The 18651-nt window shown below is 35.7% G+C and carries 17 protein-coding genes and 2 tRNA genes; 10 read left to right on the plus strand and 9 right to left on the minus strand.

The window, feature by feature from the left end; all coding sequences use genetic code 11:
• Positions 1–10 precede the first annotated feature (10 nt).
• Positions 11–84, plus strand: a tRNA-Asn gene (locus tag I589_RS14050).
• Positions 85–563: 479 nt separating this feature from the next.
• On the opposite strand, the gene I589_RS14055 is transcribed toward I589_RS14050, so the two are convergent.
• Positions 564–1184: a flavin reductase family protein gene (locus I589_RS14055; protein ID WP_010766959.1), complete on the minus strand. Its 621-nt coding sequence runs from the start codon at positions 1182–1184 to the stop codon at positions 564–566.
• Between the two features lie 231 nt (positions 1185–1415).
• On the minus strand, positions 1416–2390 hold the full coding sequence (locus I589_RS14060) for a ring-cleaving dioxygenase (RefSeq protein ID WP_010766960.1): 975 nt from the start codon (positions 2388–2390) through the stop codon (positions 1416–1418).
• Positions 2391–2524: 134 nt separating this feature from the next.
• Here I589_RS14060 and I589_RS14065 point away from each other — a divergent pair, with 134 nt between their 5' ends.
• Positions 2525–3169: an HAD-IA family hydrolase gene (locus I589_RS14065; RefSeq protein ID WP_010766961.1), complete on the plus strand. Its 645-nt coding sequence runs from the start codon at positions 2525–2527 to the stop codon at positions 3167–3169.
• A gap of 103 nt (positions 3170–3272) precedes the next feature.
• Here the strand turns inward: I589_RS14065 and I589_RS14070 are convergent, their stop codons facing one another.
• Positions 3273–3779 (minus strand): ClbS/DfsB family four-helix bundle protein, encoded by a 507-nt coding sequence (locus I589_RS14070; RefSeq protein ID WP_010766962.1) that lies wholly within the window; start codon positions 3777–3779, stop codon positions 3273–3275.
• Entirely contained in the window at positions 3772–4596 is an 825-nt protein-coding gene (locus I589_RS14075; RefSeq protein ID WP_010766963.1) for a MerR family transcriptional regulator, read from the minus strand. The genes I589_RS14070 and I589_RS14075 overlap by 8 nt, the downstream gene beginning before the upstream one ends.
• 352 nt (positions 4597–4948) lie before the next feature.
• Here I589_RS14075 and I589_RS14080 point away from each other — a divergent pair, with 352 nt between their 5' ends.
• The gene (locus I589_RS14080; protein ID WP_010766964.1) at positions 4949–5368 is read left to right on the plus strand and encodes a GNAT family N-acetyltransferase; all 420 of its coding nucleotides are present in this window, start codon (positions 4949–4951) and stop codon (positions 5366–5368) included.
• A gap of 349 nt (positions 5369–5717) precedes the next feature.
• On the opposite strand, the gene I589_RS14085 is transcribed toward I589_RS14080, so the two are convergent.
• From I589_RS14085 to I589_RS14095, 3 genes are all read right to left on the minus strand, one after another.
• A tRNA-Thr gene (locus I589_RS14085) sits at positions 5718–5790 on the minus strand.
• A 424-nt stretch (positions 5791–6214) separates the two neighbouring features.
• Positions 6215–7591 carry a PH domain-containing protein gene (locus tag I589_RS14090; RefSeq protein ID WP_010766965.1) on the minus strand — a complete coding sequence of 459 codons (1377 nt, stop codon included), beginning with the start codon at positions 7589–7591 and terminating at the stop codon, positions 6215–6217.
• Positions 7588–7974: a GntR family transcriptional regulator gene (locus tag I589_RS14095; RefSeq protein WP_010766966.1), complete on the minus strand. Its 387-nt coding sequence runs from the start codon at positions 7972–7974 to the stop codon at positions 7588–7590. Before I589_RS14095 ends, I589_RS14090 begins: the two co-directional genes overlap by 4 nt.
• A gap of 230 nt (positions 7975–8204) precedes the next feature.
• Here I589_RS14095 and I589_RS14100 point away from each other — a divergent pair, with 230 nt between their 5' ends.
• Together I589_RS14100 and I589_RS14105 are read left to right on the plus strand one after the other, a co-directional pair.
• A complete protein-coding gene (locus I589_RS14100; protein WP_034685464.1) occupies positions 8205–9533 on the plus strand; it encodes a C1 family peptidase in 1329 nt (442 codons plus the stop codon).
• 116 nt (positions 9534–9649) lie between these two features.
• A complete protein-coding gene (locus I589_RS14105; protein WP_010766968.1) occupies positions 9650–10387 on the plus strand; it encodes an acyl-ACP thioesterase domain-containing protein in 738 nt (245 codons plus the stop codon).
• Between the two features lie 99 nt (positions 10388–10486).
• Here the strand turns inward: I589_RS14105 and I589_RS14110 are convergent, their stop codons facing one another.
• Complete coding sequence (locus I589_RS14110) at positions 10487–11455, minus strand: asparaginase (RefSeq protein ID WP_010766969.1); 969 nt, start codon at positions 11453–11455, stop codon at positions 10487–10489.
• An 87-nt stretch (positions 11456–11542) separates the two neighbouring features.
• Here I589_RS14110 and I589_RS14115 point away from each other — a divergent pair, with 87 nt between their 5' ends.
• From I589_RS14115 to I589_RS14125, 3 genes are read left to right on the plus strand one after another with little or no spacing between them, the layout of a single operon-like run.
• The gene (locus I589_RS14115; RefSeq protein ID WP_010766970.1) at positions 11543–12376 is read left to right on the plus strand and encodes a DUF72 domain-containing protein; all 834 of its coding nucleotides are present in this window, start codon (positions 11543–11545) and stop codon (positions 12374–12376) included.
• Positions 12377–12385: 9 nt separating this feature from the next.
• Positions 12386–13225, plus strand: a complete 840-nt coding sequence (locus tag I589_RS14120) for a Cof-type HAD-IIB family hydrolase (RefSeq protein WP_010766971.1) — start codon at positions 12386–12388, stop codon at positions 13223–13225.
• A gap of 12 nt (positions 13226–13237) precedes the next feature.
• Positions 13238–13762 carry a pyrophosphohydrolase domain-containing protein gene (locus tag I589_RS14125; RefSeq protein ID WP_010766972.1) on the plus strand — a complete coding sequence of 175 codons (525 nt, stop codon included), beginning with the start codon at positions 13238–13240 and terminating at the stop codon, positions 13760–13762.
• A gap of 66 nt (positions 13763–13828) precedes the next feature.
• On the opposite strand, the gene I589_RS14130 is transcribed toward I589_RS14125, so the two are convergent.
• Positions 13829–15178, minus strand: coding sequence for an aspartate kinase (locus I589_RS14130; protein WP_010766973.1), 1350 nt, complete (start codon positions 15176–15178; stop codon positions 13829–13831).
• 341 nt (positions 15179–15519) lie between these two features.
• Between I589_RS14130 and I589_RS14135 the strand changes: the two genes are divergently transcribed.
• Both I589_RS14135 and I589_RS14140 read left to right on the plus strand, forming a co-directional pair.
• Positions 15520–17241, plus strand: coding sequence for a septation ring formation regulator EzrA (locus I589_RS14135; protein ID WP_010766974.1), 1722 nt, complete (start codon positions 15520–15522; stop codon positions 17239–17241).
• A 267-nt stretch (positions 17242–17508) separates the two neighbouring features.
• Complete coding sequence (locus I589_RS14140; protein ID WP_010766975.1) at positions 17509–18651, plus strand: cysteine desulfurase family protein; 1143 nt, start codon at positions 17509–17511, stop codon at positions 18649–18651.

Raw genomic sequence — 18651 nt, forward strand, 5'->3', positions numbered from 1 at the left:
TTGTAGTTATTCCGGCATAGCTCAGTTGGTAGTAGCGCATGACTGTTAATCATGATGTCGTAGGTTCGAGTCCTACTGCCGGAGTCAATTAAAGATAGTTTCGACTATCTTTTTTTTGTGTCTAAATTTTTTATAGGATTATGGATTGGTATGCTTTCTCAAATGATATTTTAGAAAGGAAAGCAAGGAGGAGACCTTCAACTCAAGCATGTCTCATGCGTAGAAGATGATGAGAGACAAACGCAGTGGAGACCTTCAACTCAAGCATGTTTCATGCGTAGAAGATGATGAGAGCGAAACGCAGTGGAGATGAGTTTCCCCTCCCCCACCAAAATTTTCAAGAACTGGAAGTAACTACTATAATAGTTATATCCAGCTCTTGTTTTTTTCTATACAAAAGTATTATTTTAGTTTGCTCCGAAAATATGTAGGAAAAGAGCTGTATCTTTACACATCTTAGCCGAATCATAATCAGAAAATGCTACTAAAAGATTATATTTTATGTTATTTAACAAATAAATAAACGATGCGAAATGACTATCCATATCATTTCGCATCGTTTATTATGAGGGGCGTTCTACTTCAATTACTTCACTTAAATGTCCATAGAAATTTCCAGCTAACCTAGAGACGGGCTGTAATTTTTCAGGAAGAATATATTCGCGTTCTTTATCAAAAACGGAATCACTAAAGTAATAATCAAGTACTTCTAAAACAAAAAGATCACTGATTACCTCCTTCTGATGGTCTGTTATTGGTAAGTATTGATGTACGCGAACTTCCATACGAATGGGCGCTTCTTTTATTCCAGGAACGTCGACAGAGTAACTATCTGCTAATGTAACGTTTGTAAGAGATAGCTCGCTTTCTTCAGATGATAAGGATGCTGCTGTAGCATTCATTGCATAAAGAACCTCATCATTTACAATGTGGATAACTCCTTGTTTATTTTTAAGCAAGTTTGCTGCAGTATCTTTTAGCTCATGATTTTTACGATTAATTGAGATGGTAACTAATGGCACCTCTTTTGAAGCAACGGTGAAGTAGCTAAAAGGTGCTGCATTTATGACAGATGTATCTAAGTTTTTTGTTGTAATCCAAGCGATAGGACGTGGAATGATAGAACCGGTTAAAAATTTGTAATGTTGTTTAGTAGTTAGCATTTCAGCAGAATAATGAATCATAAACGTTCTCCTTAATAAATAAAAGTTGTATTCCTTTATTATATGAATATTCTCTCTTTCATGTAAATAAAATTGATTTTATTATGATTATATAAAAGAGAAGGTGGGATATAACTATTAAGTTATACCCCACCCTCGTAAACTCTTGATAAAGGTTGGGAACAGAAATACATTTCTAGGAAGCTAGTCGATTCTGCCCCGTTCTCAATTATATACACTTAAATCCGAAAATTATTTACGTTTTTCATTTGTTTTAGACGTGTCAAAAGGTCGAACATAATCTTCAATTTCTTTTCGTTTAGGTTCCAAGAATGGAGGGAGAGAAAGGATTTCTCCAGCTGTTTCATAGGTTTCATCTTCAAGGAAACCAGGACCGTCCGTTGCTAGTTCAAACAAAATACCGGGTGCTGCTCTAAAATATTCTGATTCAAAATAGAAACGTTGAACAAATCCTGAGTTAGGGAATTCTAATTGATTTAATCGTTTAATCCAAAACTCAAGTGCTTCACGATCTTCAACACGTAAAGCTAGATGGTGAACATTTCCAAATCCTTCCATTGCTACTGGAAGATCAGTCCGATGCTCTACAATGATACTTGCACCATTGCCTCCTTCACCAACTTCAAATAAGTAGAAATCGCCATCGACAGCTGTTTGTTTAAATCCTAAAACTTGTTCCAATACAAGTTTCATATGGTCATAATTTTGTACAGTAACAAATCCAGGTCCTAAGCCAATTAAAGCATGTTCTGCTGGAACGTTTGAATTTTTCCATGGGACACCAGCTGCAACGCCTGTATTCTTTTCATCTGAAATTAGTTGGTAACGTTGATTATCAAAATCCTCAAATTCTAAATACTTTTTCCCAAAGCGTTCACTAATTTCTCCGTGCTCAATTTGATTATCGTCAAATCGTGAAATCCAATAAGCTAAAGCTGCGTCGTCTTTTACACGAAATGAAGTACGTGAGATAGTGTTTGTTCCTTTCACGCCTTTAGGAATGCCAGGAAAGTCGAAAAAGGTCATGTCGGTTCCTGCAGAGCCTAAATCATCAGTAAAATATAAATGATAGGTTTCAATATCATCTTGGTTCACAGTTTTCTTTATTAAACGCAATCCTAAAGTATCCGTAAAGAAATGGTAAATTTTCTCTGCACTAGATGTGATTGCTGTTACATGGTGTAGTCCTAAAATTTGTTGGTTCATTTTGTGTTGCCTCCTAATAAATAAAATAATTAACTTACTAAAAGTAAGTATATTGTAATCATCAATATTTCGCAACTATTTTATCTTCTAAGTAAAAAAGACAGGTATAATAGGGATAGAAAGGTGGAAAATACATGAAAAGAGCTATTTTTTTTGATTTAGATGGAACCCTTATAGATTCAAGTGAAGGGATTTTTTCTTCAATCTTATTTGCTGCTGAAAGATTGAATCTTGAATATCCCAACTCAGAACTACTTCGAAAATTTATTGGTCCGCCATTAAAGACATCGTTTGAAAAATACCTTGGGCTTGATGAGAAATCAGCAAATAAAGCAGTACATGCTTACAGGGAGTATTATGCAAAAAAAGGAATGTATCAAATCAAACCGTATGATGGAATTAAAGAAGTACTTGAAGCGTTAAGTATAGAAAAAAATGTTTATATTGCCACTTCTAAACCAGAAATATTTGCCAAAGAAATTCTTGAATATCTTGGATTTAGTGACTATTTTGTAGGGATTTACGGTGCGGATCTTGATGGAAAACGGAGTGAAAAGTCTGAAGTCATTTCTCATGTACTTTCTCGTCACCCCGAAATAAAGCAGGCTGTTATGATTGGTGATAGAAAACATGATATGGTTGGCGGAAAGAGAAATAATCTGGCAACACTAGGCGTGTTATATGGGTTTGGCTCTGAAAAAGAGCTGTTGTCTGCTGGAGCAGATCAATTGGCAAGAGTACCATCTGATATTTTAGATAAGCTAAAGAAGATAAACTAAAAATTTAATATGTATGAAAAGAACACCAAACATTAGATGCTTTTCCTACATTTGGTGTTCTTTCCATATATGAATCTATTGAGGGAAGTTAGTTTAATCAAACTTAAAGAGTTTTTTTATATTTGCGAATCTTTTTAATTGCCCAATCATAGTGACTGGAAGTGGCAGAGACACAATAACTTCCTAAAGATGTACTGCCTGTCCAAGTAAAAAATTTTTTACTGAATAGCTCTTCGTTACTAAATTCATTGATTACATTCATTACTTTTGCATGACTTGTTTCAAATAGAGTCAATGCTTGAGTGAATGTTGTCTGTTGGTGTGATTCCCAAAATTTCTGATTTAACTCGGGAGTAGTTCGCATGGTGTAAGGAGCAGGGAAGAAGGGAGCCTTTACTCCGTCCACATGATTTGATTGAATTAGATTTAATAAAAGCTGTTGCCATTCATAAAGATGAATGAGCACATCTCGAAAATTACGGTCTCTATCCTCAAACGGAAATGTTCCAATCTGTTCTTCTACAGTAAATTCCTGAATGAGAGAATAAAGCTGTGTATATTTGTTTTGAGAAGCAGTTAATAGTTCTTCTTTATTTGTTGGTCTACTCATCGTTTTTCCTTTCTATTGGGATACATGATTCAGTCACCCATTTTTCAGAATTTTGTTCGGTTGCTGGTGATACGTGATTAACATTAAACATGGGGCCGCTAATTTGATAGGAATGAACTTCAATCCAACGAGCAAGTGCTTCCATTACTTGAGGAAGCTGTGTGTAGGGGCCTGAAAAGGTTACTGAAGCAACAGCCATTTCGTCAATCTTTCTAAATAAAATTTCTGGTGTGTTCATGTATGTACCTGTGACAGTATTTTGTACCTCTAAATCAACATTTTTTTCTTTGTATTCAGGGTCATGGTAGATACTTATACCAAAAAAAGCTGGAATTACCTCTACGTGTTGTTTTTCTACTTCTTCATACAACTTCTGCCATAATGTATATTCATCAGAAGCGTTTGAGATATGTTTTCTAAGAGACATCACTTGACGTTTAGGAAGAGTCTTTTTTACGACTGCATAGTCCAAGTAAGCCATTTTTTTATCAAATAATTGTTGAATAGAGTCAATCATTGCTTGTTGCGTTTTTAAAACTTCAACTTCTTTTTGAAGTTCTTTTTCTCTAATAGATAATTGTGTTTCAAATATTGTTACATTTTCAGAAGAAAGAATGGTTTGAATAGTTGCTAATGAAAATCCCATTTTTTGAAGCTGCTTTATTTGATTGATAGTTGTCAATTGCTGAGCTGTGTAATAGCGATAACCAGTGATTGGATCTTTTTTATCAGGAATTAAAAGAGCCTGTTTTTCATAATGTCTAAGCATGCGACTACTTGTTCCTGAGAGCTTTGAAAATTCACCAATTTGAAACAAATTTAACCACCTCACCTTTCAACTTTAAGTATACACATTTACATAGTGTCAATGTCAAGGAGGTGCAGGGGAGATATAGTAATAGATATATAAAGAACTTATGCGTAAGTCTTGGTATAAAATCCGTACACCAATCAATTTGACGGGTATCTGGTTTATTTTCTGTATAAAAATAAAGGGACATTTGCTAGAATAAAAGTAACCGCCAATTCAAATTGCTCTTCCACCAGATTTTAGTCTTTAATTTTAACTTACAAAAGAAAAGAGAAATCCTTCATAATTTTGCTAGAATTCAATGTTTTTTTAGTTTACCAGTTATCACAATTAAAAAAATAGTGAGGAGAATACATAAATGTATGATGCTATAAAGTTAGCTACAGAGGATGATATAAACAAATTAGAGGAGGAAATATCATTATTTAATAAAAGTAAAAAAAAGGTAATTCAAAATAAAGAATATAAGCAGTTTGCTTATGTTTTAACTGAAAATGAAGAAATTATTGCTGGTTGTATAGGTTTTTCATCTTTATATTATATAGGATATATAGATAGTTTGTGGGTAAAAGAAGAAAGAAGAGGAGAAGGTTTTGGGTCTTCTCTTTTAGAAAAAATGGAAAGTGAAATGAGAAATTATGGATGTCATACTTGCCATCTAGAAACATTTGATTTTCAAGCACCTAATTTTTATAAAAAAAATGGATATAAAAGTTTTGGTGCTCTAGAGTATAAAAAAATAGGTTTAAAAGAATTTTTTTTCTACAAAGAACTATAGTTAATTATTGTTGATAGATGAATATTGATAATGGTAATAAATTTAAAGTGGCTATTTTGAAACTATGAATTTTTTAGACTGAATCAAAATAACGAATGCTATCTGTAAATTTATTTATCAGATAAATTAGTTGCCATTTTTGGAAAATATAGACAAAATCAATAACAAATTTCGGATCCAGTTTGTGATAATTCTATTTCGGAAAAATATTCGACATGTTCTGTAGCGTTATACAAGATCAAAGAAGAGCTCTTTGGCCGTCGCAACATACTCATGCTACATTTTTTTATAAATAGCTGGTGCTAAATCCAATAAAAAAGACAACGTCCGATGAACGTTGTCTTACCAAAGCCACTTGACGGGCTTGAACCGTCGACCTCATCCTTACCATGGATGCGCTCTACCAACTGAGCTAAAGCGGCAATTAACACAAATACTAGGATACCGAATATAGAAGTATTTGTCAATATGACAACAGAAAATTTCATTTATGAAGTTTATTTTATTAATGGCTGTCTTTTTTGCAGCCTATTTTTTATTGAACATTTAAATAAAGAAAAAGGGGGTGGAACATAACTAATTTAGTCATAGCCCACCCTCGTAAACTATTAATAAAGGTTGAAAAGAAGAGGAACTCATCTACACTAGGCGTTGAGTGGGGGGAGAACTAATCTCCACTGCGTTTGTCTCTCATCATCTTCTACGCATGAGACATGCTTGAGTTGAAGGTCTCGAAAATAAGCTTAAATCCCTAATGATTTTAGAAGCAATCTTCGTGAATATTTCTCAAAGCTGAACACGTCTACCCCCCTTTTCTTATAGAAAGGATTTCATTATATTCGTTGATTACTCAATTTCTGTTTTTAGCTTTTTGTAAGTGAGCTTTGTCTCTTTAGGTATTTTAGAAGTGAAGTAATAGTCTCTTTTTTTTGTTTGTATCTTAAGGACTGGACTGGATGAGTTATCAACAAAAAGTGTGGCTGTCCGATTCTCCACTTTAAACTCGCCTAATTGATAATGCTCCGTTCCTGTTCCATTCATACGAATTCTGTCATTTGGTAGCTTATCGAGAAGGACAACATCCTCTATATCATCTATAGGAATTTTTGCATGAGTCAAGGGAGCTTGAAGCTGTACTTCTTCATTTGAAAGGGTTGCTTGGAAAGGATCTTGTCCAAAGTCAATCATAAATAGCGGGATTAAAACTACGAATAATAAACCTGTTACTAAAATACCAAGGATTCCTGCAATAATTTTTCCGGATTTTTTTCCTAGGTTCATAGAGACATTCATTCCTAAGCGATCTGCTACCATCAATCTAGAATCATTTGGGTTAATATAGATGCTAAACTTCCAATAATCATCGTCTCCTGTGTATTGATATTCAGGTGCTTGCTCAATGATTTGGTCTTGTTTTTTTCGTAAATCATAGAGATAGTAGATAGTAAAGATAGCACCCATAATTATAAGAATCATATAGAGCATCATTAAAAGAAACACAAAGTGATAATTCTCTTGTAATGAAGCTACAGGTAGAAAAGAAATTGGTGCAAGTAGCCAAAACAAGACAATTAAGATAACGGACCAGTGATGACGAAACAAGTCATTGTAAAGACCATTTAATTTTTTATCAGTCGTATAGGATTTAACTGGCATGCGACCTAAAGAATAATATAAAGCTATAAAGAGACCACAGACAACTATAGCTGTAATGATAAATATCCAGGTAGTAGTTGCCGTTCCTAGTGTGCGAAAGGTATATAGGCATCCGAAAATACTGACAAAAATAGCGGGTAATAACCACCAAGCAGAAAGCATTTTCCGATTTTTTTCAACAACGAGCGTAGTATCAATAACGAGAGGTGTTACTTCTGCTGTCCAATGGTTCTCAACAATTAATTGTTTCATTTTTCGGATGTAAGTGACTTCACAATAAAACATGCTTGCAATGCTTACCATCATAATTACTATAAAGCCAAGCATCATAATAGAATCATAAGGAGAGAATAAAAGCGGCAAACTTACTAAAGAGAGAACCGCTGCAATTTGTAAAAGACGTCGTTTGTATTCTTGTCGTAATTCAGTAATTTTAGTCTCCTCTAAATGCTCTTTTTGTATGGTATTTTCCAAAATAATGTTTTTGTGGGGATTCCCAGGAACTCTCGCAGATAATGCGATAATAAAAATAACTAAAATTAATATGCCAACTAACATGAAATTCATTTTTCTTCCTCCTTTATAAAAGCTGAAAGAATTCGTTCAACTTTTATAAGAATATCTTCTTTCGTTTGGTTATGTATAACAGCTTCTGCTAAAAGCAATGTGAGTGACTCCTCAAAGCTTGCAGGAAACTGCATGTCTAAAACAGGGAGTGGGGCAATCTTTGTGCCCTGTCGTCTGTCTGTGACGATGTAGCCCTCTTGTTTGAGCTGATTGTAAGCTTTGGATACAGTCATCATATTCACACCAATCTCATCGGCTAGCTGACGTACAGAAGGTAATAACTCATTTTCTGTAACTTCATGTGTTGCAATGCCTATAATTATTTGGTTTCGAATTTGTTGATAGATAGGTTCCTCTGAATTTGGGTTAATTGTCAATAACATTTCATCCCTCCTTTGTATTATATATAGTAATACAGATAATACATTAATGCAACTGAAAGTTTCTAAAGTAAAGCGTCGGCATTCTTACGAGTGATTATCTAATCATAGGAAAGAAGAGATAAAAACTTTATCAGTAAAATAAATAAGTCTGACTTTTCTGAAGAAGGTTGAGTTCATTTCTGAAGAGGAGTAAAATGGATAGTGGATTAAGAATTGAAAGGATGAGATGGATGACAGCAATCAATCAAGAAGTAACAAAGAAATTCAATCAGGAATATCTTGCAAACAATAAGCAACTTGCATTACAACGTGGAGTTGTGAAAAATGGGATTACCGCTTCTGCAGAAAATATTTCCGCACATGTGAATAATGTCCCAGTTTTTTCTGTAGACGTGGCTACAGGCAAAGTGTCTAATCAAAAACAATCAGGCCGCTGCTGGATGTTTGCTGCGTTGAATACTTTCCGCCACAAACTATTAACAAACTATCAGTTAAAGGATTTCGAGCTTTCTCAAAACTATACGTTTTTCTGGGATAAGTATGAAAAAGCAAACTATTTTTATGAAAATATTTTAGCAACAGCAACGGATTCGTTAGACAGCCGTAAAGTAGCATTTTTATTGTCAATGCCTCAACAAGACGGCGGGCAGTGGGATATGATTGTTTCTATTTTCCAAAAATATGGAATTGTTCCTAAATCAGCAATGCCTGAAAGCAGTAACAGCTCAAATTCAAGAGATTTAAACAATTATTTAAACAAAAAACTACGCAAAGACGCGGTAACACTCCGTCAGCTAGTTGCAGATGGTAAAACACCAGAAGCAATTCAAACAGCAAAAGAAGAAATGCTCCAAGATGTTTATAACTTTTTAGCAACTTCTTTAGGTACACCACCAGAAACATTTGATTTTGAATATCGCGATGAAGAAAAAAATTATCATATTGATCGTAATTTAACTCCTCAAAGCTTCTATGAAAAATATGTAGGTGTTGATTTAGATAACTATGTAAGCATTATTAATGCACCTACTGCAGATAAGCCTTATGACAAGTCATACACGGTTGAAATGCTAGGAAATGTGGTTGGTGGAAAAGAAGTTAAATATTTAAATGTAGATATGGATGCATTTAAAAAACTGGCTATTGCTCAATTGGAACAAGGAGAGTCTGTTTGGTTTGGTTGTGACGTGGGTCAATCTTCTACTCGTGATAGCGGTATTATGTCATTAGATGCGTATGATATGAATGATTTATTTGATATTGACTTCACCATGACAAAAGCAGAGCGTTTAGATCATGGAGAAAGCTTAATGACTCATGCGATGGTCTTAACTGGTGTTGATATTATCGATGGAAAATCAGCAAAATGGAAAGTGGAAAATAGCTGGGGAGATAAAGTAGGGGACAAAGGCTTCTTTGTTATGAGCGATGCATGGATGGATGAGTATACCTATCAAATTGTTGTTCGCAAAGATTTACTAAGTCCTGAGCAGTTAGCTGCGTTTGAAGAAGCACCTAAATTACTTGCTCCTTGGGATCCAATGGGCGCACTTGCTTAAACATGAAGGAAAAAATGAGTCTGAGACATACCCATTTCAGGGGATGTTTTGGACTCTTTAACTCTTAATAAATAGTGAGTCTAGAGAAATATATAGCTTAAAAAGGGGGAAACTTTATGGCAAAAAAATATACAACAACGCATGAAGTAGCGTATTATGAGTGTGATGTTAACCAAACAATGACGTTTCCTTCTATGTTAGGGGTCGTTATTAAAACGTCGGAAGAACAGAGTGATAAGTTAGGTCGAGGTTCAGAATTTGTTTCTAATTTTGGCTTAACATGGGTGATTACAAATTACCAGATTTCAATTACGCGCTTACCTAAAGTAGGGGAAGTAGTCAATGTCACGACCCAAGCTCGTGAATACAACAAATATTTTTGTTATCGGAATTTTTGGATTCATGACCAAGATGGAAATGAATTAGTAATGATTGAATCTGTGTTTGTATTAATGGATTTAAAAAATCGGAAAATGAGTAGCGTGATTGAAGAAATCATTGAACCGTACGAAAGTGAAAAAATTAAAAAAATCAAAAGAGCACCTAAATTTGAAAGCATTCAGGAGGGAGCTGTTGTTCCTTACCGTGTTCGATTTTATGACATTGACAGTAATCAGCATGTAAATAATGCCATGTATTTTAATTGGATGATTGATGTTTTAGGCTATGATTTTTTAACAAGCCATGTTCCAGTTTTTGTAAACATACGATTTGATAAGGAAGTCGAGTATGGTAATACGATTGATAGTCATTATGAAATCATTACGTTAGAGGAGCAAGTTGAAACTCGGCATGAAATCCGAATTGGGGAACTGCTCTGCTGTGAAGCGACGATTCAATGGAAGAAAAAATAAGAAAGCACATGAGGAAATCACATTTAGGACAAGAAGACGATAAACAGGGACCTGTTTTGTCTACTTGTTCATAATGGATAGCCATTCATGTGCTTTTAATCAAGATTGCATGAAGGAAATCAACTGCTCCTTGGAGAGAGCATTATTTATTGCAATTAACAGCTTTAGCCGAGCTTTTTGGCTGTTAATACTGTTACAGAAAATAACACCTAGCTCCTGCAGTTCTTTCCCCCCACCTGCATACTCATAAACTGCTTCTGCTATCCCGTTGAAGCAGCGGGAAACCAGAACGATGGGGACTTCTTTAGCTAACAGCTTTTTAATTGCTGGAATAGTCTCTGGAGGGAGATTTCCGGCACCTAATGCTTCTATGACTAATCCATCAACCTCAGATTCTCCAAGTGCTTCTATTAAATCTCCGTGCATCCCGGCATATGCTTTGACAATGGGAATTAATCCAGTCACAGTCTTTGTATCTAGCTGTTTTGTTTCTAATAATTCCTGCATAAACAAAATACGTTGCTTGGTTACGATACCAATGGGACCAAGAGTTGGTGTACGAAAGGTTGCAACGTTTGTTGTGTGTGTTTTGGTGACATAGCGAGCAGAGTGAATTTCATCATTCATAACCACCAGTACGCCTTTTTTCTTTGCTTCTGGGCAAGCAGCAACCCGAATCGCACTTTCAAAGTTGTAAAGACCATCACTTCCAAGCTCATTGCTGGAACGCATTGCACCAGTTACAGCAATAGGGATTTGTTGACCAATCGTGGTGTCTAGGAAAAATGCTGTTTCTTCAAGAGTATCTGTTCCATGTGTAATAACAATGCCATCAAACTGTTGAGAGATTGCTTGTTGAATTCTATTTTTTAAACGAAGCATGTGTTCTGGCATAATATGAGGCGATGGCAGATTGAAAATATCCTCCACAAATAATTCAACTGATTGAGGAATCGCAATTTCGGCATCCATTAATGGATTGATTACATCTGGACTAACTCCGCCAGTTAAAAGGTCTTCTTTCATAGCGATCGTACCGCCTGTGTGTAGTACAAGAATTTTTTTCATTCAGTCACCTTCTATAGAAAATTTTTGCAACAGCTTTAGCACCTATTGTATACTATTATAATAAGAAAAAAAACTGGAGGCCTCAAAATGATTCGAATTGGTTTGACATCCTACAAAGAACATGACAAATTAACTGGAAAACCTAATAATACACTGTATGAGTATGCAGGATTTCTGCCATTTGTCGAACTAGATACGGCTTACTATGGAATTCCAAGAAAAAGTAGTGTAGAAAATTGGATAGAAGAAGTTCCTCATTCGTTTCGTTTCGTGGTGAAAGTGTATCAAGGAATTAGCGGTCAAGGAAAATGGCAGGATTATTATACATCGGAAGCAGAGATGTTCACACGTTTTCTTGAAGCCATGGAACCTATGATTCAGTCGGGAAAACTCTATTGCTTTTTAATTCAGTTTCCATCTACCTTCAAATGTACAAAAGAAAATGTCATGTATTTAAAACGATTACGCGCATATTTTGGCGAGCTTCCAATTGCTATTGAGTTGCGGGATTTTTCTTGGTACTCAGAAAAATTTCTTAAAGGAACGAGAGACTTTATGATGCAACAGCAGTTTTCATTAGCTATTATTGATGAGCCGCAACTGCTAAATACTACTGTACCGTTTGATTCTTTTGTAACGAATTCAGCATTTACCTTACTTCGTTTACATGGTAGAAATGCAAACGGCTGGCAAAGTAACGATGCGGATTGGCGAAAAAAGCGAACGCTCTACCGATATAATGAGCAAGAACTTTATGAACTTGCAGAAACAATCAAACGATTACAGGGACAAACTAAAGAAATTGGAATTATTTTTAATAATAATTCTGGTGGAGATGCAGCAGAAAATGCATTAGCATTAAAAAAAATATTAGATATTACCTATGATGATTTGAATCCTGCACAAATTGACTTATTTTAAGGAGAAACCATGATAAAAGCAATCTTTTTTGATATTGACGGCACACTTGTCACAAGTAACTCAAAAGCATTGGCTAGCACACGACAAGCAATTGCTGAAGCTCAAAACAAAGGAATACTCTGTGGTGTTGCAACAGGCAGAAGCCCTGTGAGAATTCAGAGAGTTACAGATAATCTCAATCTGGACATGTTTGTCACGTATAACGGACAGTATGTTTATACAAAAGAAGAAGTTATTTTTGAAGAGGCCTTCCGTCCGGAAGTGTTGGAGGAAATTGTCAGATTTGCGGATACTAAGCACAGACAAATCATGTTTGGTGGAAAAGATCAAGTAGATGGAAGTACGACGATGATGATGGGCCAAGCGCGTTGGATAAAAAAAGTTAGTACGTACTTGCCAAAATGGTTTCCAGTAAGAACAGTAAAAGTTCTTTTACAAAAATTTAGTCCAAATCGAAGAAAAATTCGTTATGAGCAACTGGAAATACTAAAGCAGCCGATTTATCAGTGTATTTTGTTTAGCCCAGAAGCAGAAGATGAGACCTTACGTAAACAATTTCCTCATTGTACATTTCAGCGGTCAAATCCTTATTCAGTAGACATTATTCCTAAAGGCGGTTCAAAGCTCAGAGGAATCAATTATTTTTTAGAAACACAGGAAATTAAGCTGTCAGAAACGATGGCATTCGGCGATAATTTTAATGATAACGAGATGTTAGCTGGTGTAGGTATTGGTGTTGCGATGGGCAATGGCCGAACAGCTACAAAAAAAGCAGCTGATTATATAACGGACACAAATGAAGCTGATGGTATTGCAAAAGCACTTAAACATTTTCGAGTGATTGACTAGGAGCGAGCGCATATGACAAAACAATCCCCTTTTGAACAAGCAGAAGAATTTCATGAAATTTTTGATCCAAGAAAACCCAAAGTGCCTACCGCATTTTCTCCTGAGGAAGCCTCTTTTCGAGCGGGCTTCAAACAAGAGGAGTTAGTGGAGCTGTTATATGCAGCAAGTAATAATGACTTAGCTCTTTTTGAGAAACTGACAGAACAACTGCAACAAGATATTATAAAAGCAAAGAAAAAAATTTTAGCAAAATCAGAGCCTGTAGAAAACGTGCTGGTTTCAGAAGTGGATGCTCTAGTGGATGTGCTTTATTTTACTTATGGATCATTTTCCTTGTTAGGGGTAGACCCGATGCCTATTTTTGATATTGTCCATCAAGCCAATATGGGAAAGCTCTTTCCAGACGGGCAACCACACTATGATCCCAAAACCAACAAAGTACTTAAGCCAGAAAACTGGGCAAGAGATTTTGCTCCGGAAAAGAAAATTTATGCTGAAATTAAACGTCAGCAGCAAAAGAAGCAGCGGGATAATTAGAATAAAGAAACTGCTCTGTAAAGCGCGCAACAGGCACTTTACAAAGCAGTTTCTTTTCTAGTCAGATTAATCAAAAAATGTATAGTATAGAGCACGAATCGCTTTTTCTTCTTGAACTTCTTGTATACCAAACATAATACTCACCTCAGAAGAGCCTTGGTTAATCATTTCCAAGTTTACATGCTTCCTAGCGAGGGCACTAGTACTTTCAGCGGTAATCCCGACTCTTTGGCGCATACCTTCTCCTACGACCATAATCATGGAAAGTCCATGTGTAATCCGTAACTCATCAGGATCGAGTTCAAAAGCCAATCGACGCATCAGCTCTTCTTCGCTTTCTTTGGTAAGCTGGCGTTCTCTTAAAATAATTGAAACGTCATCGATTCCTGAAGGCATATGCTCATAGCTAAGAGAGAGATCTTCAAACACTTGTAAAATACGGCGAACAAAGCCGATTTCTCTGTTCATTAAATATTTACTAATATATATACTTGCGAATCCCTGGTCACTAGCAATACCCACAACCGGCTGTTGACTGATATCACGCTTTGTTGTAATCAATGTTCCAGGGTGCTGAGGATTATTTGTATTTTTTATAACGACAGGAATTTTTGCACGATACGAAGGCATCAAGGCTTCATCATGAAAAACAGAAAATCCAGCATAGGCCAATTCACGCATTTCCCGGTAAGTTAACTCCTTAATTGTTTCAGGTTCATGAACAAAGCCAGGATGAGAGACATAAATACCATCAACATCTGTAAAATTCTCATAAAGATCTACTTTCATTCCGGCAGCAACAATAGAGCCTGTGATATCAGAGCCACCACGTGAAAAGGTACAAATTTGACCGGCTTCTGTATATCCAAAGAATCCGGGAATAACTAAGATTTCCGACTCATTTCGCCAAGCGTAAATTTGTTCATAAGATTTCTGTAAAATACGTGCATTGCCAGGTTCGTCACTCACAATCATTCCAAGCTCTTTAGGGTTGATATAGCGTGCAGCGACTCCCTGCGTTCGTAAAATTCCTGCGATGAGTTTCGCATTGTTATTCTCACCACTGGCTAAAAATGTATCTGACAAGTGGGGATTGTTAGTGATAGGTAAGGTTTGTAAAGAAAGAATGTTTTCTTTAATTTCAGCCATTATTGCTTTTTCCACTTGAAAAGCGTCTGCAATCTCTTGATACCGCTGAATGATTTCTTGAGTGAATTCAGTCGTAGGTAAGTGAGTAAGTGTTGCTTCGTAGTAGGCAATCAATAGATCAGTGACCTTTATATCATCCTGGGTTCGCTTACCAGGCGCAGAGACAACGACAAACTTTCGCTGTACATCTCCTTTGATGATATGGACGACTTTCTCTAATTGACCGGCAGAAGCAAGGGAGCTACCACCAAATTTTACGACTTTCATTTATTTCACTCCTAGTTTTAATCTTATCCTAAGGATACAAAATTAACCTTGTAAAATCAAGAACGTTTCAAGGTAAATATGTAAAAAAACGAAAAATTTTCATGGGATATTGCGACTTATTTCTTTAATAAGAAATGTTTTTTTTAAAAGAATGAAAAAAACATAGAAAAAAGTAAAGTTTTTGGTGTTAGATAGTGAATGCTTTTTTTGTTTATGATATAATCTAGCGTAGACGTCTTCTGTTTACAGAAGAATAGGAACGAGAAATAGTAGATAATTATGTTGAATGGACATGAGGTTCATTTACTTTATAGGCATATTTGAAAACGGAGGAACCTTAAATGGGAAGTAAAGTTATCATTGGAATTGTAATCGCAATAATTATCGTGGCGGCAGTGTTATATTTAGTCGGCCATTTTATGAGAAAGAAAAATCAAGAGCGTTTAGATTTACTGGAGAAGAGAAAAGAAGACCTGTTTGACTTACCTGTCATTGAAGAGGTTGATGATGTAAAACGAATGCATTTGGTTGGTCAAAGTCAAAATACATTTAGAGAATGGCGACAAAAATGGACAGACATTTCCACTACTTCCTTTGCAGAGTTAGAAACACAAATCTTTGAGGTTGAAAACCTAAATGAGAATTTGCATTTTCTAAAGGGCAAGAAAATGGTCGTTGAAGCAGAAGAAACCATGGATGAAATGGAAAAGCAAGTGGCAGAAATTCGTGAAGGCTTGCGGGAATTACGTGAGAGTGAAGAACGTAACTCATTAGAGGTTCAAAAGGCATTAGATGTTTATGAAGATTTGAAAAAACTTCTAAAAGAAGACAACACTATTTATGGACCAGCTTATTCAGAGCTGCAAAAACAAATTAAAAATATTGAAATTGAATTTACACAATTTGTGACATTGAATACTTCGGGCGACCCGATTGAAGCTCGTGAAGTTCTAGAACAAGCAGAACGTCACACGTATGAAGTGGACGACTTAATGAAACGTATTCCTCCATTGTATGAAGAGTTAAGTAAAACTTATCCTGACCAGCTAAAAGAAATTGAAGATGGCTACAAACGTATGCTAGAACAAAATTACGTTTTCCCAGAGAAAAATTTTGCTGATGATATCAAGCGTGCAAAAAAACGTGTGGAAAATTCAATGAACGATTTAGAAAAAACAGAGGTAGAATCAGTAGAAGTTGCAAATATCGATACAGCCAATTCAATCGATGCGCTTTATGATGTACTTGAACGAGAAATCGAAGCGAAAAAATATGTTGTTCAAAGTCAAAAAGTAATCCAAGATTACATTGATCATGCAACAAAAAATAATCGTCAACTATTGATAGAGCTTGATCACACTTCTCAAAGCTATACATTGAATAATAATCAAGTGGGACGTGCCCGCGGGTTCCAAACAGAAATTGATGAGCTTTCTCGTCGAAATAGTCAAATGGAACCATTACTTGCAAAACATGAAGTACCTTATTCGGATGTTCAGCATTTTTACAAAAATGCATTTAAAGTGCTAGATGATATTGAAGCGCAACAAGTAGAAATTGATGATTCTTTACGTGAACTTCGTAAAGGAGAAAAAATTGCACAGGAAAAAATTGAAAAACTTGAGTTTAGCTTACGTAACTTAAAACGTTTTGTTGAAAAACAACGATTACCTGGTTTGCCGGGAGACTATTTAGAGTTTTTCTTTGTTGCAACAGATCGTATCGAAGAGCTCTCACGTGCGTTAAATCGAATTCGCATTAATATGGAAGAAATTAATAAGCTAGTTAACTTGTGTGAAGAAGATTTAGAAATGCTTGAAAAACGGACCTATGATTTAGTGGATGCTGCTGCATTAACGGAACAAATGATGCAATACGCGAACCGCTACCGTCATACACATCCTGAAATCAAGCAAGCTATTGAAAAAACGCTGGTACTATTCAGTAAAGAATATCGTTATCAAGAAGCATTAGATGAAATTGGTACCGCGTTAGAACAAGTTGAAAGTGGTGCGTTCAAGCGTATTGAAACATTCTACTTCAATAATCAGGATTTAGTATAGATTAGAAGGGGTCAGGACAGTAGAGTTCAACTCTAGCATGTCTCTCTTTTAGAGATTATTGAGAGTAAAACGCAGTGGCGACCTTCAATTCACAACCTTTATTATGATTTCACGAGGGTGGGATATAACTTAAATAGTTATATTTCACCCTCTTCTTTTTTGTCAAAAAGTGAGTGGAAGCATGCGTATCTATTTAAGGATAGACGCTTGAAAGCAAGGGTGACAACAGGTATAATAGGAAAGAATTTCAAAAAAGAGGGGTTTCTTATGATTTATTTTGATAATAGCGCAACAACAGCAATTGATCCTCAGGCACTAGATACATATGTAAAAACAAGCCAGCGTATTTATGGGAATCCATCTAGTCTCCATGATCTTGGAAACCAGGCGAATCGCTTACTGCAGCAAGCGAGAAAGCAAATTGCTGATCAGCTTCAAGTCTCTGTTGATGAAATTTATTTTACAAGCGGTGGAACAGAAGGCGATAATTGGGCTTTAAAAGGAACAGCGATTGCTAAACGAGAGTTTGGAAACCATATAATCATCTCAGGAATTGAGCACCCAGCAATAAGTGAAACAGCAGAACAGCTGCGACAGCTTGGAATAGAAGTCAGCATTTTACCCGTGGATGAACAGGGGTTTGTTGAAGTAGGGGCGTTGGAGTCACTCATAAGAAAAGAGACCATCCTTGTTTCTGTGATGGCTGTGAATAATGAAATTGGTTCCGTTCAGCCAATAAGTGAACTTAGCGAAATATTGGAAAAATATCCTAAAATTCACTTTCATGTCGATGCTGTTCAAGCCATTACAAAAATTCCTCAAGAGCATTGGCTAACCAATCGTGTTGACTTTGCTACTTTTTCTGCGCATAAATTCCATGGTCCTCGAGGAGTGGGCTTTAACTACTGGAAAAAAGGACGCAAATTAGCGCCTCTTTTAACAGGTGGCGGACAAGAAAATAACCAGCGTAGTAGTACAGAAAATCTGCCTGGAATCGTTTCTATGGCAAAAGCATTACGTATTTCTTTCAATAAAAAAGAAGAACGTCCAAATCATGTCGCTCTTTTAAAAGACTATTTAATGGGTGCTTTGGGTGAATATGAAAAAGTAACTCTTTTTTCAAAAAAAGAAAATTTTGCTCCGCACATTTTGTGTTTTGCTTTAAAGGGAATTCGCGGAGAGGTACTGGTGCATGCATTGGAAGAAAAACAAATATACATTTCAACAACGAGTGCTTGTTCAAGTAAAAAGAAGATGTCAAGCTCCACTCTAGGTGCAATGCATGTTGCTAAAGATTTAGCTACCTCAGCTGTACGAATTAGTTTGGATGAAAGTAACACTATGGCGGAAGTAGAACAATTTTTAATTATTTTTCATCAATTATATAAGAAGTTTTCAACAATTAATTAA

The organism is Enterococcus phoeniculicola ATCC BAA-412 (genome assembly GCF_000407505.1).
Taxonomy (GTDB): domain Bacteria; phylum Bacillota; class Bacilli; order Lactobacillales; family Enterococcaceae; genus Enterococcus_K; species Enterococcus_K phoeniculicola.